12 protein-coding genes are annotated in these 15946 nt (G+C 59.5%); 7 read left to right on the forward strand and 5 right to left on the reverse strand.

Annotated features, from left to right (window positions below):
- Positions 1-151 precede the first annotated feature (151 nt).
- Positions 152-1786, forward strand: coding sequence for a Na/Pi cotransporter family protein (locus ACW4YW_RS11500; protein WP_457137670.1), 1635 nt, complete (start codon positions 152-154; stop codon positions 1784-1786).
- On the opposite strand, the gene ACW4YW_RS11505 is transcribed toward ACW4YW_RS11500, so the two are convergent.
- Positions 1783-2916 carry a methyltransferase gene (locus ACW4YW_RS11505; protein ID WP_457137671.1) on the reverse strand — a complete coding sequence of 378 codons (1134 nt, stop codon included), beginning with the start codon at positions 2914-2916 and terminating at the stop codon, positions 1783-1785. The two genes, ACW4YW_RS11500 and ACW4YW_RS11505, sit on opposite strands and share 4 nt — an antisense overlap.
- A gap of 113 nt (positions 2917-3029) precedes the next feature.
- Between ACW4YW_RS11505 and ACW4YW_RS11510 the strand changes: the two genes are divergently transcribed.
- The 3 genes from ACW4YW_RS11510 (at position 3030) to ACW4YW_RS11520 (ending at position 5772) form a co-directional block, all read left to right on the forward strand.
- Complete coding sequence (locus ACW4YW_RS11510; protein ID WP_457137672.1) at positions 3030-4346, forward strand: PQQ-dependent sugar dehydrogenase; 1317 nt, start codon at positions 3030-3032, stop codon at positions 4344-4346.
- Positions 4347-4471: 125 nt separating this feature from the next.
- Positions 4472-5017: a DUF3828 domain-containing protein gene (locus ACW4YW_RS11515; protein ID WP_457137673.1), complete on the forward strand. Its 546-nt coding sequence runs from the start codon at positions 4472-4474 to the stop codon at positions 5015-5017.
- 131 nt (positions 5018-5148) lie between these two features.
- Positions 5149-5772 carry an HD-GYP domain-containing protein gene (locus ACW4YW_RS11520; RefSeq protein ID WP_457137674.1) on the forward strand — a complete coding sequence of 208 codons (624 nt, stop codon included), beginning with the start codon at positions 5149-5151 and terminating at the stop codon, positions 5770-5772.
- 111 nt (positions 5773-5883) lie between these two features.
- On the opposite strand, the gene glnE is transcribed toward ACW4YW_RS11520, so the two are convergent.
- Positions 5884-8628: a bifunctional [glutamate--ammonia ligase]-adenylyl-L-tyrosine phosphorylase/[glutamate--ammonia-ligase] adenylyltransferase gene (glnE, locus tag ACW4YW_RS11525; RefSeq protein WP_457137675.1), complete on the reverse strand. Its 2745-nt coding sequence runs from the start codon at positions 8626-8628 to the stop codon at positions 5884-5886.
- A 99-nt stretch (positions 8629-8727) separates the two neighbouring features.
- Between glnE and acs the strand changes: the two genes are divergently transcribed.
- Positions 8728-10692: an acetate--CoA ligase gene (gene acs, locus ACW4YW_RS11530; RefSeq protein WP_457137676.1), complete on the forward strand. Its 1965-nt coding sequence runs from the start codon at positions 8728-8730 to the stop codon at positions 10690-10692.
- Between the two features lie 68 nt (positions 10693-10760).
- Here acs and ACW4YW_RS11535 read toward each other — a convergent pair whose 3' ends face one another.
- A complete protein-coding gene (locus ACW4YW_RS11535) occupies positions 10761-11111 on the reverse strand; it encodes a TIGR01244 family sulfur transferase (RefSeq protein ID WP_457137677.1) in 351 nt (116 codons plus the stop codon).
- Between the two features lie 75 nt (positions 11112-11186).
- The gene (mtlD, locus tag ACW4YW_RS11540; RefSeq protein WP_457137678.1) at positions 11187-13373 is read right to left on the reverse strand and encodes a bifunctional mannitol-1-phosphate dehydrogenase/phosphatase; all 2187 of its coding nucleotides are present in this window, start codon (positions 13371-13373) and stop codon (positions 11187-11189) included.
- Between the two features lie 400 nt (positions 13374-13773).
- Between mtlD and ACW4YW_RS11545 the strand changes: the two genes are divergently transcribed.
- Both ACW4YW_RS11545 and ACW4YW_RS11550 read left to right on the forward strand, forming a co-directional pair.
- A complete protein-coding gene (locus ACW4YW_RS11545) occupies positions 13774-14469 on the forward strand; it encodes an MBL fold metallo-hydrolase (RefSeq protein ID WP_457137804.1) in 696 nt (231 codons plus the stop codon).
- An 82-nt stretch (positions 14470-14551) separates the two neighbouring features.
- Complete coding sequence (locus ACW4YW_RS11550) at positions 14552-15268, forward strand: Crp/Fnr family transcriptional regulator (protein ID WP_457137679.1); 717 nt, start codon at positions 14552-14554, stop codon at positions 15266-15268.
- A 21-nt stretch (positions 15269-15289) separates the two neighbouring features.
- On the opposite strand, the gene ACW4YW_RS11555 is transcribed toward ACW4YW_RS11550, so the two are convergent.
- Positions 15290-15946 carry a hypothetical protein gene (locus tag ACW4YW_RS11555; RefSeq protein WP_457137680.1) on the reverse strand — a complete coding sequence of 219 codons (657 nt, stop codon included), beginning with the start codon at positions 15944-15946 and terminating at the stop codon, positions 15290-15292.

Genomic DNA, 15946 nt, shown 5'->3' on the forward strand with positions numbered 1-15946 from the left:
ATCCAGGGAGAATGCCGATCGGCATTCTCCCTTTTCATTTCCATCCCCCATTTTCCAGACTGCGTCCCTAGCAACCCCAGCTAAGAGATGGCACAACATCACTTCGGGTTAAACTAATGTTTTCCCTGCATACAGAGGCATCAACAATTTAATGTGGTCTGATCTCTTCATGGGCCTGGGGGCGATCGGCCTCATGCTGCTGGGCATAGACTGGATGACGCGCGGCCTGAAGACTGCGGCAGGTCCAAGCTTCATGCAACTATTGCAACGCTGGACCGGCACACCGCTACAAGGCATTTTCATCGGCGGCGTGAGTACGCTCGCGGTACAGTCTTCCACCGCGATTACCGTGGCGACCATCGGCTTCGCCAACGCCAATATTCTCTCGCTGTCCGCCGCGGCTTTTGTCATCTACGGCAGCAACCTCGGCAGCTCCCTGAGCGCATGGCTGGTGGCAGTCGTCGGCGGAAGCATTAAGCTGGACGACTTGGCGCTGCCCATCCTCGGCATTGCCGTCATGCTCAAGTTGTTCAGCAAGCAAACCCGCCGGCAAGGCATCGGGGAGGCGTTTACCGGCTTCGCGCTGCTGTTTCTCGGACTGGGCTACCTCAAGACCAGCTTCGACTCCGCCTTTGTCAACGTCGACTTCGCCTACCTCACCAGCCTGGGCGTATGGGGCATCCTACTTTCCATGCTCGCAGGCATTTTGCTCACGGTGGTCATGCAGGCGTCACTGGCCGTCATCGCCCTCGTCGTCACCGCGGTATCCACCGGCGCCGTCCCGCTGGAAATCGGGGCCGCCGTGGTCATCGGCTCCAATGTCGGCACGACATCGACAGCACTACTGGCAACCCTGGCGGCCACCGCAACCGCCAAGCGCGTCGCCAGCCTGCACGTGCTATTCAACGTACTCACCGCGATCGTGGCTTTGCTGTTGCTGAAGCCATTGCTCTGGGGAATCCAGGAAATGGCCCAATTGATCTTCAACGACACACAGCCGCAATTCATCCTCGCCTTGTTCCACACCATGTTCAATGTCTTGGGCGTGGTGCTCATGTACCCCCTGACGCCCCCGCTGCTGCGCTGGCTGGGCACCAAATTCAAGACGCCCACCCACCTTGGCTCCTTCAGCCTGGATCAATCCAGCCTGGCGATTCCCAGCCTCGCGATCAAGGCCATGAGTCTGGAAGGCATGCGCGCCGGACAATTAATCGCGCGCCTGGCGCTGATGATGGGGCAACGGCACGAACTGGACTCCCAGCTGCTGGAAGATAACAAGCAGATTCTGCAGAACCTGCATCACTATATTGCGCAGCTTGCCCAGCAAGGCATGTCGGCAGAAGAGGCCGAGCTGCTCAACCAGCTCGTGCAGAACCAGCTGCGCCTTTCCATGGCGCTGCAACTATTGCCCAGCCTAGCGCGGCACTTGGACCAGGACAGGACTGCTTTCGAATTGGAAATCCCCTACTGGCAAGCATTAAGCAGCAGCCCATTGCCTCCTGACCGGGCGGCGTTGCGTCGTGCCTACCGGCAATTCGTGCGGGAGCGCCAGCAGAAAAAACAGCTCATTTTCCAGGATGTGCTGCATGAACGCCGCGGCCAGGAATCGGGAGGCGACGACCTGCTCAAGCTGGCGGAAACGCGGCGTTTCAACCAGCAGCTGACCAAGGCCCTGCTCGCGTTCGATAAGCTACAGGCCAGCTTCGATAAGCAGGCCCCGGCAATCGATGAAGTACTAGAAGATGAACTAATAGAAAATACAGATCCGCCCCAAGCCGCCGCCTAAACGGCAGCGAGCCGCCACAATGACGTGACCTCGGCCGACCTGGCCTGGTGCAGCGGATCGGCCTGGTCGCTGGCACGGCGATGCCGAGGCCGTATATCCAGCTTTTCGATCACCTTGAGTCCGGCCTCTTCAAACATTGCTAACAGCTGCTCTCGGGTGCGCAATCCCAGGTGCTCGGCAATATCGGACAGGATCAGCCAGGCTTCCCCGCCAGGCGCCAGGTGGGCCGAGGCGCCATTGAGGAACCCTTTGAGCATCGCACTGACAGGATCATAAATCGCATACTCGATGGCGGCATTGGCCTTTGCCGCTATCCAGGGCGGATTGCAGACGATCAGCGGCGCCTTGCCTGGCGGGAACAGGTTGCACTCCATCACTTCCACCTGCGCCTCCAGGCCCAGCCTTTGCACATTCTCCCGCGCGCATGCCAAGGCGCGGACGTCCTGGTCGGTGGCAATAACTTTCCGCACGCCCCGCTTCGCCAGCACCGCCGCCAGCACGCCGCTGCCGGTGCCGATGTCGAATGCCAGGGCGTTATCCGGCAACGGTGCCTGGGCCACCAGGTCGACATATTCGCCGCGCACCGGCGAAAACACGCCGTAATGCGGGTGGATCCGCGCGCCCAGCGCTGCCACCTCCACGCCCTTCTTGCGCCATTCGTATGCGCCAATCACGCCTTGCAGTTCGCGTAGCGATACCACGGAAGGTTGTCCTGCATCGCCATAAGCCTGCAGGCAGGCCTCTCTCACGTCGGGTGCACGCCGCAAGGCGATGGTATAGTCCTGGTCCAGTTCCACCAGCAGCATCCCCAGCACGCGCGCACGCTGCGCCTGCGCTTGCCGGTGCAGGTTGAATGCTTCCACGGGCTGGACGGAAGTCTTGGCCGGCTTGCGATCCACCCGCCTCGCCATTGCCTGCAGCAGCTGGCGGGCATTCTGGAAGTCGCCTCGCCACAGCAGCGCCGTTCCTTCGCAAGCCAGGCGGTAGGCATGGTCCGCCTTGATGCTGTCATCCGCTACTTGCACCCGCGCCGGCGGCTTGCTATGGTTTTCAGATCGCCACAGCGCCTGGCGGGATTGTGCGCCCTCCTGCCAGAGGACAAGCGTATCAGCGAGGGAGGATGTGCTCAAATCAGAACTTTCTTGATGCGGGATGCGTCATTAAACTGCAGAATCAAAATAAATCTAGCGCTCATTATAGAGCATGACCGCCCCCCACCCGGATGCCATAAAGGACAATTACCATGCATCGACTATTGCTTCCTGCCTTGATTACACTATCCCTCGCTGCCTGCGGCGATGTTGCCAAGCTGCCTGTCTCCGCCGGCACCGGCATCAAGCCCGAACTGCCGGAACCCCGCAGCAGCCTGATCCCCACAGTGCATGTCGCCACAGCGGTAGGTTGGGCCGAGGGGGCCGCGCCCACGTCTGCGGAAGGCACTGCGGTCAAGGCATTCGCCAAGGGCCTAGACCATCCCCGCTGGCTCTACCAATTGCCCAACGGCGACATTCTTGTCGCGGAAACCAACAGCCCGCCCAAGGAAGGCGGCGGCTTCAGCCTGCGCGCCTGGTTTGCCGGGAAATTCATGGCGCGCGCCGGTGCCGGCACCCCGAGCGCCAACCGCATCACCCTGTTGCGCGATACCGACGACGACGGGGTGGCCGACCAGCGCTCGGTCTTTCTCAAGGACCTGCACTCGCCCTTCGGCATGGCGTTGATCGGCAATACGTTTTATGTTGCCAATGCAGACGCCGTGGTGACCTTCCCGTACCAGGAGGGCGCTAACGAAATCAGCGCCCCGCCCACCAAGCTGGTCGCCCTGCCGGGCCTACCCCTTAACCACCACTGGACCAAGAACCTGATCGCCAGCCAGGACGGCAGCAAGCTGTACGTCACTGTCGGCTCCAACAGCAATATCGGGGAAAACGGCATGGACATCGAACAAGGCCGCGCTGCCATCTGGGAGGTGGACGCCAAAACGGGAGACCACCGTATTTTCGCCTCGGGACTGCGCAACCCCAACGGCCTGGCCTGGGAGCCGGATAGCGGCGCGCTGTGGACCGCAGTCAACGAACGGGACGAAATCGGCAGCGACCTGGTGCCGGACTACATCACCTCGGTACAGGAAGGAGGCTTTTATGGCTGGCCCTACAGCTACTATGGCGACCACGTCGACGTGCGCGTGCAGCCGCAAAAGCCGGAACTGGTTGCCCAGGCCATTGCCCCCGACTATGCGCTAGGCCCGCATACGGCCTCACTGGGCTTGGCCGCAGCCAAAGGCAACAAGCTGCCTGAACAGTTTGCCAACGGCATGTTCGTCGGACAGCACGGTTCGTGGAACCGCAAGCCGAGCAGCGGTTACAAGGTATTGTTCGTGCCGTTTGCCGACGGCAAGCCCTCCGACTTTCCTGTCGATGTGCTCACCGGCTTCCTGAACGAGAAAGGCGAAGCCCAAGGCCGCCCGGTAGGAGTGCTGGTGGACCAGAAAGGCGCATTGCTGGTGGCTGACGACGTGGGCAATACCGTCTGGCGAGTAACGTCATCGTCGTCAGCAAATTAATGAGGCAGGATACGGATTTTTTCCTGATCTAGCGGCAAGCCCTAATCAGGGCTTGCCTGCGCTTTTCCCGACATGCTCTAATGCGCCATCTTGACTCGTCGCTGCATTAACCGGAGCCGCATAACATGATCAGGCAATTTCTCTCCATTGCACTCGGCCTCAGCTTGCTGGGCACCTTGCCGGTCAATGCGGCAAAATCGGAAAAGGACGAGGCGCGGGAAGCGGCGATACGTTTTTTTGACGACTATGCCGCGCTGCAGAAGAACGACAAGGTAGTGGGCTTGCCGAACATGCAGCAGCTCGATGCCATTTCCCAGCACTTCATCCCGAAATTGCACCGCATTTTCTATATCTCGCTGCGCGAGCAGCATCGTTGCCGGACCAGGGACAAGGTCACACCATGGTCCAGCGGCGACCTATTCACCTCCAATGATGCCGGTTTCACCAGCTTCACTATCGCACCCAGCATCCCGAACCAGTTCGGACGCCAGTCGACCGTCCATTTCAGCCTGGAAAAAGACGGCAAGGTGCAGCGCTGGGACGACGAGGTCATCCTGCGCAAGGAAAACGGCCAATGGATGATTTACGATATTGAATACCATGCCCCGTTTGCCGCCCAAAAAACCGGCAAGAGCCTGCAATCCATCATCGACAAGAACCCTGCCTGCTGAATTCAGCTATTTCAATCAATAGATGCCTATGTTAATGTACGCGCCTGATGTTTAGGTTACGTAATATTTAGCTTCAAACGGATTTAGATTGATAGTAGCACTATCTGCAACGCGCTTTCAGGGGATCGGTTTTGGCATATAGTGCATCGACCGCAGTCGCTCCCTCCTCCTTCGAGTCTTATCTTGCCGAATCCACACAGGCGCTGTTCGTCGCCCTGGATGAGCGGGATGCCTATACCCACCAGCATTGCGACCGGGTCTCGCTACTTGCGCACGAGATTGGCGTGGCATGCGGATTGAGCCAGAAGGAGCTTGACCTCATTGCCGTGGGCGCGCGGTTTCACGACATCGGCAAGATCGGCATCCCGGATAGCGTCCTGCTCAAGCCTGGGCCATTGGATGCCGAGGAATGGCGCATCATGAAGATGCACCCCGTGAAGGGCGAGCGCCTGTTCCGCAATACCCTGCATCCCCAGGCGCATCAAGTCGCCAACATCATCCGCCATCACCATGAGTGCTTCGACGGCAGCGGCTACCCGGACGGCTTATCCGGCGACGAAATTCCGCTGGCTTCCCGCATTATGCTGATCGCCGACGCCTATGACGCGATGGCGACGACGCGGCCCTACCATCGGGCACGTTGCCATCGCGAGATCATAGGCATCCTGGCTTCGGAGGAAGGCATCAAGACCGACCCCGACGTGCTCTCCCGCTTCATGCGGGTAATTGCGCATAGCCAGGCGCGCGTGGACTAAGAGCAGTTAACAACACTCTCCTGCCGTCGTTGCCGTATCGCTTGTACTGTCTGCGACAGAGCGCCTAGCCGAGTTTTGTCATTCGCTCTAAACAGCTAGGCACCTAGCCCACTAGCCGCCCTCCTCGCCAAACACCTGTTGCCACAAGCGCCGTACGGCTGACACTTCCTGCTCCACCTTTGCCAGCGGCACGCGCGCCTTCTGGTCGCCCTGCAGCCGGATGGCATGCTGGCGGCGCCGGTAATCGCGGTATGCCTGCGCCACCTCGTGCGCCAGCGCCGCATCCACCAGGCCCAGCCCGCCCAGGATGTCGAGCAATGCGATATTGCCCAGGTTGCGCGTCAGCTCGGGATATTGCGGCGCATGCGCCAACACCAGGTATTGCACGATGAACTCGACATCCACAATCCCGCCGCGGTCATGCTTCAGGTCGAACAATTCGCCATGGTTGGGATGGGCCTGGTGCATCTTCTGCCGCATCGCCACGACTTCGGCCGAGAGTGCCTGATTGTCGCGCGGCTGGCGCAACACGTTTTCGCGGATGCGCTCGAAGATGGCGCCGATCTCCTGGCTGCCTGCGCAAAACCTGGCCCGCGTCAGCGCCTGGTGCTCCCAGACCCAGGCCTTTTCCTGCTGGTAGGTTTCAAACGCCTGCACCGAGCTCACCAGCAGCCCGCTCGCCCCATCAGGGCGCAACTGCATGTCGGTTTCATAGAGGGTGCCGGCCGGGGTCATGCTGCTGAGCCAGGTGTTGACGCGCTGCCCGAGCTTGGCATACACCTCGCCGGCCTCGGGCGCTTCATCGTCGTAAAGGAAGATGATATCCAGATCGGAAGCGTAGCCCAGCTCCTTGCCGCCCAGCTTGCCGTAGCCGATGACGGCAAACAGGGGGTCTTCGCGGTGACGGTGGCGCAGGCTGGGCCAGATGGCCTTGATGGCCACGTCCAATATGATGTCAGCCAGCGCACTCAGGTAGTCCGATAGCGTCTCCAGCGCAAGCTCTCCCGCCACGTCCTTGGCAGCGAAGCGGAACACGGCGGCATGCTTGAAATGCCGCATTTCATCCATTTGCCGCTCCACGTCGCCGGAGAGCAGCCTCACCCGCTGCTCCAGGTCCGCATGCATGGCGGCAAAATCGGGCGCGGCATAGAGGTTGCGCGTATCGAGCAATTCGTCCAGCAGTATCGGGTGCTGGGTCAGGTACTGCGCAAGCCAGGGGCTAGCGCTGACGATGCGCGTCACCAGCGTCAGCGCCGAGGGATATTCCGCCAGCAGCGCAAGGTAGCTCGCCCGGCGGCAGATGCTGTCCAGCAGGTCGGCGACCCGGATCAGCGCCTGGTCCGGATTGGCCTCCTGCGCCGCCTCCTTGATCGCCAGCGGAATCAGGGTATCGAAACGCTGCCGGCTGAGTTCCGGCAATTGCTTGTAGCGCGGGCTGTCGTGCAGGCTGAGCAGCTTGCGCAGCGTCTCGGCCGGCTCCTGGTAATTGAGCTGCGCCATGGCCTCGATAGCTTCCTCGCCCTCGCCCATTCTTCGCCACAGGGCCGTTTCGCGCTGTAGCGGCACTTCTTGCTCGGATCGCTCCTCCGCCGGGTCGCTGAACACTTCCTCGAAATGCCGCTGCACCACGCTGCGGTGCTGCTCGAGCACCTTGAGGAAAGCGCTCCACTCCTCGTAACCCATGCCCAGCGCGATGCGCTGCCGACTTTCCTCGTTTACCGGCAAATCCTGGGTTTGCGTGTCCTCGAGGTATTGCAGCCTGTGCTCCAGGTTGCGCAGGAAAATATATGCCTGTTTCAATTCCTCTACCGCACTCGCAGGCAGCAGGCCTTTTTCCTCCAGCAGGCGCAACACCGACAAGGTAGGCTTGATCTGCAGGCTGGCATCGCGGCCGCCGCGGATCAACTGGAACACCTGGGCGATAAATTCCACCTCGCGGATGCCGCCGCGCCCCAGCTTGATGTTGTCGTGCATGTCGCGCCGGTTGACGTCGCGCTGTATCTGCACCTTGAGATCGCGCATGGAGGAAAACGCGCCGAAATCGAGATACTTGCGGAATACGAACGGGCGCAGCAACTCGCTCAAGCCTTGGTCCGGCCCCGCGACCACTCTGCCCTTGATCCAGGCATAACGCTCCCATTCACGCCCCTGGTTCTGGTAGTACTCTTCCAGCATCGCAAAGCTGCAAGCCAGCGGCCCTTCCGAACCGTAAGGCCGCAGCCGCATGTCGACGCGGAAGACGAAGCCGTCCTCGGTGATCTCGTCAATCGCCGCGATCAGGCGCTTGGCCAGCCGCGTGAAGAATTCGACATTGCCGATTGACTTGTCGCCGTTGGTTTCGCCATCCTCGGCAAACGCGAAGATCAGGTCGATATCCGAAGAGACGTTGAGTTCGTGCCCGCCCAGCTTTCCCATGCCCACCACAGTGAAATGCTGGCGCTCGCCGCTTTCCTCGCCGACAGGTTCGCCATATTGTGCTTCCAGCCAGGGTGTAATGTGAAACAAGGCGAATTGCAGGCTGATCTCCGCCAATGCGCTCACTACCTGCATCACTTCGTCCAGTCCCCCGAGGCCGTTGAGGTCCCGCACGATCAGGCGCAGCATGACGCGCTGACGCAGCTTGCGCAATGCGCGCTTGAGACTAGCATCGTCCACCACGTCCTGGCTATCCAGCCATGCCTGCATTTCCGTAGCTGTCCATGCCTGGTGCAAGCCAGCGTCCAGCTCCGACAGCAGCCCGGCATCGCTATTGACCAGCCGGGCAATGAACGGGCTGCACTTGGCGGCATGCAGCAAATATTGTTCATCCTGCGATAAGTCTGTATCTGTCTGCAAAATCTGTGATAGTGTGCGCATCTTGAAATTGTAAATGAAATGTTATAATTCGTTTCCTAACGTTACGGGTGCCTTGGCACCGATAGCATCGCCTCATTATAGAGTTTTGAAGGAGCATTTATGTCGTCCATTGAATCCGTGCTGACGGAAACGCGCGTTTTCGCGCCGCATGAAGCATTCCGCCAAGCCGCCACCGTGTCGGGTTTATCAGGCTACCAGGCCTTGTGCGATGCGGCTGAGCAGGATTACACCGGCTTCTGGGCCGATCTTGCCCGGCAGGAAATCACCTGGCAGACCCCATTCAACGACGTGCTGGACGAATCAGACGCTCCGTTCTATCGCTGGTTTGCCGACGGCAAGCTCAATGCCTCCTACAACTGTATAGACCGCCACCTGGAAAAACGCGCCAACAAGATCGCCTTGATCTTCGAAGCGGACAATGGCGACGTCACGAACATTAGCTACAAGGAGCTGCACCAGCGCGTATGCCGCTTCGCCAATGCCTTGAAAAAGCAAGGGATAGGCAAGGGCGACCGCGTCATCATCTACCTGCCGATGAGCATAGAAGCCATCGTCGCCATGCAGGCCTGCGCCCGTATCGGCGCCATCCACTCCGTGGTGTTCGGCGGCTTCTCCGCCAAGAGCCTGCACGAACGCATCGTCGATGTCGGCGCCAAGCTGGTCATCACTGCCGATGGCGGCGTACGTGGCGGCAAGCCGGTAGCGCTCAAGCCGGCGGTTGACGAGGCACTGGCCCTGGGCGGCTGCGAAGCCGTCGAGAAAGTCATCGTCTACAAGCGCGCAGGCGTGGATATTGCCTGGAATGCGCAACGCGATTTATGGTGGCATGAAGTCGAAGCAGCCGAGAGCGACTATTGCGAACCTACCTGGGTGGATGCCGAGCACCCGCTGTTCATTCTTTATACTTCCGGCTCCACGGGCACGCCCAAGGGCGTCCAGCACTCCACCGGGGGCTACCTGCTCGGCGCCATCATGAGCATGAAATGGGTGTTCGACCACAAAGCCACGGATATCTTCTGGTGCACTGCAGACGTGGGCTGGATCACCGGCCACAGCTATGTCGCCTACGGCCCCTTGGCGCTCGGCAGTACCCAAGTGGTGTTCGAGGGGGTGCCCACCTATCCTGATGCGGGCCGCTTCTGGCAGATGATAGAGCGCCACAAGGTCAGCATCTTCTACACCGCGCCCACCGCCATCCGCTCGCTGATCAAGCTGGGTAGCGAACTGCCGAACAAGTACGACCTCTCCAGCCTGCGCCTGCTTGGCACCGTGGGAGAGCCGATCAATCCCGAAGCCTGGATGTGGTACCACAAGGTGGTCGGCAAGGAGCGCTGCCCGATCGCCGATACCTGGTGGCAGACCGAGACCGGCTCGCACATGATCGCCCCGCTGCCCGGCGCCATTGATCTCAAGCCCGGCTCCTGCACCCGCCCCCTGCCCGGCATCATCATGGATATCGTCGAGGAGGACGGCAAGCATATCGAAGGCACCGGCGGCGGCCTGCTGGTGGTGAAAAAGCCCTGGCCCTCCATGATCCGCAACATCTGGGGCAACCCAGAACGCTTCAGGAAAGCCTATTTCCCCGAAGAACTCAAGGGACTGTACCTGGCCGGCGATTCCGCTCACCGAGACGAGGACGGCTATTTCTGGATCATGGGCCGCATCGACGATGTGCTCAACGTCTCCGGCCACCGCCTGGGCACCATGGAAATCGAGTCTGCGCTGGTAGCCAACCCCTTGGTGGCCGAAGCCGCGATTGTAGGCAGGCCCCATGACATCAAGGGCGAATCCATCGTGGCCTACGTGGTGCTCAAGGGCGAGCGCCCGGAAGGCGAATCCGCCAAGGCCATCGCGGCACAGTTGCGCGACTGGGTCGGCAAGGAAATCGGCCCGATCGCCAAACCGGATGAAATCCGTTTCGGCGAGAACCTGCCCAAGACCCGCTCGGGCAAGATCATGCGCCGCCTGTTGCGCTCCCTGGCTAAAGGCGAGGAAATCACCTCGGACATTTCCACGCTGGACAACCCCGCCATCCTCGAGCAACTCAAGCAGGCGGCAGGCTAGAAGCAGGTCAAATGAAAAACAAAAACGGCATCCGAGGATGCCGTTTTTATTTAATCGTACCAGCTTACTTATTGCTCAGTCTTGGCCAATGCCTGCTGATAGATATTCACCGCACGTGTCCCAAGCTTGCAGAATCCCAGGATAGGGACAGGCAGGCTGGGCAACAGCCCGGCCAACTCGTCCACCTGGGCATAAGTCAACTGGCCGGGCACCACAGGGATATGCACGTACTGGAGGCCATTGGCTTCGGCAGCCTGGCGGATTTCCTCGCTGCTGGGCTGCTCGGCGCCGCCCTCCCCATCCGGCCGGTTGTTGATGATGGTCTTGAAGCCGGCCGCAGCAGCCTCGGCTACTTGGTCGACTGTCAATTGCGGGCAACTGCTGAACTGGTCGCTGATGGTCTTGGTGGTAAGCGTCATCTTCCTGTGTTTCCTCCTGTAAGGTAATGTCCAATATACCACAGGAGGCGGAGCCTCCTCGGTATCAGGCGGACTTCAGGACGCCAACTCCTCCGCATAGTTATAGCTCAGCGGCCATTGCCAGTGGGCCGAGGCAGGGTTGGTCAGCTGCCGCAAATGCTCGGCGATACGCTCGATCAATGCCGCGTCCTGTTGTGGATCCAGGCCCTGGTAGGGCTTGCCGTGGTAGTCGCCGCTGAAGGCCAGCACATCGGCAACGGCAGCGTTCGCCTCGAACAAGGCCTTGATGCGCTGGCATTCCTTGTCCTCGGGCGTGACGAGGCGCAACGAATACAAAATGCCCAGCGCTGCGCCGAACTCCAGCATGGGGGTTTGAATGCCGTGGCGCGCGGCCAGTTCGATGCTGCCCATGATGCGCTCCTTGCGTTGCAGCTTGCGCAACGGGTCGCGCCCGATACGGCGGCATGGGTCCTTGAAGGAAGCCTTGCACCGTGCGATGAAGCTGTTGACAAACGAGGTATTGATGTATTCCGCCAATGCTGGGTTTTCCTGCAGCATCGCGGGCTTGATCTCGTTGTTCACCAGGCGCTTCACCAGCATGACGACGCGCTCGTCCCCCATGCCCTGCCCGATGGTCTGGTAGCCCAGCAGGCTGGCATACCAGGCGATGATGGCATGCGTGCCGTTCAGCAGCCGGTTCTTGATCGCCTGGATCTCGGCGATATTGTCCACGGTCTGCACCTGGCGCAGGCGTTCCAGTATCTTGCCGCCCTTCTTGGCGTACAGCACCATGTCCGGCCCGCTTTCAAACAAGGTGACTCCCAGCTGGTCCAATGCGCGGTTGAGGTGCGAGGCATGCCGTAGCTGGCTCACGATCTTACCGAGCACCGGCTCCGCTAGCAGAACCGGCTCCTGGTGCGCGGGTGCCGCACTGCCGCTAGGCGTCAGTGCCTTTTGCTGGGCGTGCTTCTCAAAACTAGCGAAATTAATCCTGGCCTGCTTCAATAGAATTTCTTTCGGTATTTTTGACACCATGCGGTTGACGACCGTTTCGGTAAAGCACGCCGTTTCCATGATCTGTTCCGCCTGCGCTTCGCCCAGCATGCGCAGCATGGCTTCCCTCACCTGCCGCCTGACGAAGGCCGCCCCGCTCAACTTGTTGAGTATGACGAGGATGGTCAACGGACCGGCACCGTTCTGGTAGCGTGCGATCAACCCTTTGGCAATCATCGCCGCCTGTTGCTTGATGGCGGATTCCGGCAAGCACAGGCCGACGATTTCCGAAATCGCATACATTTCGCACACCGCCGCCTCGTCCGCCATGTCGATCAACCGGATGCGGTCTATGGTCTGGTGAAAGGCTAGGTTGCCGTAATGCACATCGTACTTGCCGAACGCGTTGACCAGGCTGCGCAGGGTCGCATTATTGCTTGCGCCGATGATTTCATGCGGCCGGGTATAGCCGTCCCAGTGCGAGAATATCTGCGCCAGGTAGCCGCCGCCCATCGCGCCAAAGCCATGGATGCCCGCACGCATGTTGTTGACGGTCTGCGGGAACGCATCCGTCAGCTTGGGCTTGGGCAGGTTGGGCGTGAACCTGACCAGGTCGGCCAGGAAATCCGGCATGCGGTCATAGGCCTGGTAGGCCAGCTGCTTGATCTCGGGCCGCGGCTCCTTGATATCCTTGATCAATATCGGCAGGCCGCCGGCTCCCGAGGCGGAACGCAGGCCATTTTCCGAATCTTCGAACATCAGGCAATGCTCGGGCAGGCAATTCAGTTCCTTGGCCGCCGTATGGAATATCTCGGGATGCGGCTTGCCCTGTTTCACCTCGTCGCCGCAGACCGTGATGTCGAAATACTTCATGACGTTGGCGTTGATCAGGTATTCCTCGGCAATCGCCCGGCGGCTTGAGGTGGCGACCGCCATCAACAGGCCGTTGCGCTTGAGGCGCTCGAGGATTTCATACAGCCCCGGCTTGACCGGTACTCCATGCTTGCGCACATGCGCCAGCTCCAGCTCGTCCGCGCGCTTGCGGATCGCGGCATAGGGATAATCGTCGCCGTAACGGCTCTTGGCGAGCTCTTCCGCCTTCTTGGCGCTCAGGCCCAGGGAGCCGAGCAGGATTTCATCGCTGATGGTTTCGCCGAACAATTCGGCGGAAGCTTGCTTGATGGTGGTGAATCGGAGACGTTCAGTATCGAACATGGTGCCGTCCATATCGAAGATGGCGGCATGGATGAGTCTTTCCTTGAAAATCATTAAAAATCCTTAACGCTGATGATGATGCGGGTTCACCTCGGGTGTGAAATGAATGATGACTTTTTTACCATAACATATTTTTCGTTACTGTTCGGCTATTTGGTCTTTCGATTCAATCTGATGCGATGCAGGACATGGGGAATTTGGCAGGAAGCTAACGATCAAGGAAACGCTTTGCTTGTAGGACTGGAACAACGTTTCACCGGTTTATCCGGTTGTTTTCGCGGGCCGTCATAAACTGGTGGAAAAAATTCCGGAGATAGCCGAACAAAAACCTTATCCAGGCGAAGATCGGCCAGGAACATACTCCAGCCAACCGTTGTCTCCTACAGTGTCCGTTTGAGATCGAAATGCTTGCCCCGAGGATAAACCGAAAACAATCAAGAAAGGAGCCTCAATGATATTCAGGCAACTGTTTGACCAGGAATCCTCCACCTACACTTACCTGCTCGGCGATGAGGCCAGCAAGGAGGCATTGCTGATCGACCCTGTAGATTCAGGGCTCCATCACTACCTCACATTGCTGGAACAATATGGCCTGGTGCTGAAATACTCGCTGGAAACCCATGTGCATGCCGACCATATCACTGCAAGCGGCCTGCTGCGCCAGGAGACCAATACGCTCACGGGCATTGGCAGCCGCTGCAATGCCTTGCCTGCCGACCTGCAACTGCAGCATGGGGACCAGCTCAGTCTGGGGCAGCACATCATCCACGTGCTAGCGACCCCTGGCCACACGGCGGGCAGCGTCAGCTATCTGGTGGATGACCGCGTATTCACCGGGGACTCCCTGCTGATCAACGGCTGCGGGCGGACTGATTTCCAGGGAGGCGACGCCGGCGCGCTCTACGACAGTATCACTCAAAAGCTGTTCACTTTGCCGGACGAGACACTGGTCTACCCGGGGCATGACTACCAGGGCTATCGCATCAGCGCCATCGGCCAGGAAAAGGCCATCAATCCGAGGCTTGCCGGAAAATCCCGTGACGAATTCATTGCCATCATGCAGGCGCTCGACCTGCCCAAGCCAGAGATGATCGACATTGCGGTGCCAGCCAACCGCAGGCTGGGAATAGAGTCCCTGCCTCACGGTTGAGCAAGCATGTTTGAAGCAAGCAGCCAGGAGCTTTCCTGGAAATAACCCCAACCACTTCCACGAGGAAACATGTATGGATGAAATGAGCGAGTACCTACGGCAGCAAAAAGCCTTCAAAACCCACCAGCCTGAGGAAGTCGCTTTTATCGAACAACTCAAGCAGCGCCAGCTCACCTTGCCGGCAGCCAAGCTGATCATGGAAGAAGGCACCAGCTCGACACAGCTCTACACCTTGCTGGACGGCTGGGCCTACCGCTACCGTACCTTGAAGAACGGCAACCGACAGATCCTCAATTTCCTGTTGCCCGGAGATTTGATCGGGTTGCAGCAGAACCTGCTGGAAAACAGCGACAGCAGCGTGCAATCCCTGACGCCCGTGACACTGTGCGAGCTGGACAAGAACAGCCTCTGGTCGCTCTACGAACGTCACCCTTCGCTGGCATACGACATTACCTGGCTATGTGCGCAGGAAGAGCATATCGTCGACGACAACCTGGTCAACGTAGGCGCGCGCAATGGCTTGGAGAGGATTGCCATGCTGCTGCTGCACCTCTACAAGCGCTATAAGTCCATCTATCCTACGCCCGGAAAAACGATCCCCTTTCCATTGACGCAACAGGAAATCGCCGACTCGCTGGGACTGTCGCTTGCCCATACCAACAAGACCTTGCGCAAACTGGAAAAGCTCGGGCTGCACAGCATCAACAACAACTCGCTGACCATCTACGATGAAAAAATGCTCTCCAGCCTGGCGGATTATTTCTACTCACCGGTCAAGCCGCGCCCCTTGCTTTGCTAGGCAGCTGTCCGGGCTCTTAGGTCATACCCAACTGAAACTGGCCCATTCCGAGCCGAACTTCAGCCGGAACCCGCCGGCGTTTGCGACGGCCTCCAACGCAAACTTGTCGATGATGCGCGCATGGGCTTTGACCTTGCCTTTTGCCTGATTGACGTCATAAAAAGGCCGGGTGATCTGGACGCACATGGACCTGGGCTCTTTTTGCTCGAGGCGCAAAGTCGCAGGTTCGTTCAACTGGTCCTCGAAATAACACAGCAAGGCAAGCCAGGCGTAGAGGAAAGGTTGCTGCCGCACTTCTTCAAGGTCCTGGATGTCGCTCGGCACATAGTCCATCTTGATGTCACGCAAAGCCAACGGCGCCGTCATCAGCGCGATGCCTTGGCGCAATATCTCGGCAGGGATGGCAAGGCCGCTGGCTTCGGGCTCCCATGCCTGCAAGGCGCGGATGCCGGTCACCGCCTCGGCCAGCTGTTGATCGATGCGCTCCACCGGCTCGCCGAGTGCCGCCTTGCTGCTTTCGCCTTTCGTCAGCAGGCGCCTGACGATGGAAGCGCTCATGCGGGCAATCGAGATCGGCCCGACAAGCCCGTGCCGCAATGTCGGGAATACCCGCATGAATATCTCATGCTTGATGCCGGCCACCAGCCACTGCTGCTGTATCGCTGTCAGAGATTCCAT

It is taken from the genome of Methylobacillus pratensis, from assembly GCF_054072455.1.

Excerpts from the sequence above, each read along its gene's own strand:
- ACW4YW_RS11555 (WP_457137680.1), bottom strand. The coding sequence starts at position 15,946 with ATGGAATCTCTGACAGCGATACAGCAGCAGTGGCTGGTGGCCGGCATC.
- acs (WP_457137676.1), top strand. The coding sequence starts at position 8,728 with ATGTCGTCCATTGAATCCGTGCTGACGGAAACGCGCGTTTTCGCGCCG.
- ACW4YW_RS11535 (WP_457137677.1), bottom strand. The coding sequence starts at position 11,111 with ATGACGCTTACCACCAAGACCATCAGCGACCAGTTCAGCAGTTGCCCG.
- ACW4YW_RS11510 (WP_457137672.1), top strand. The coding sequence starts at position 3,030 with ATGCATCGACTATTGCTTCCTGCCTTGATTACACTATCCCTCGCTGCC.
- ACW4YW_RS11550 (WP_457137679.1), top strand. The coding sequence starts at position 14,552 with ATGAGCGAGTACCTACGGCAGCAAAAAGCCTTCAAAACCCACCAGCCT.
- ACW4YW_RS11515 (WP_457137673.1), top strand. The coding sequence starts at position 4,472 with ATGATCAGGCAATTTCTCTCCATTGCACTCGGCCTCAGCTTGCTGGGC.
- glnE (WP_457137675.1), bottom strand. The coding sequence starts at position 8,628 with ATGCGCACACTATCACAGATTTTGCAGACAGATACAGACTTATCGCAG.
- mtlD (WP_457137678.1), bottom strand. The coding sequence starts at position 13,373 with ATGATTTTCAAGGAAAGACTCATCCATGCCGCCATCTTCGATATGGAC.
- ACW4YW_RS11500 (WP_457137670.1), top strand. The coding sequence starts at position 152 with ATGTGGTCTGATCTCTTCATGGGCCTGGGGGCGATCGGCCTCATGCTG.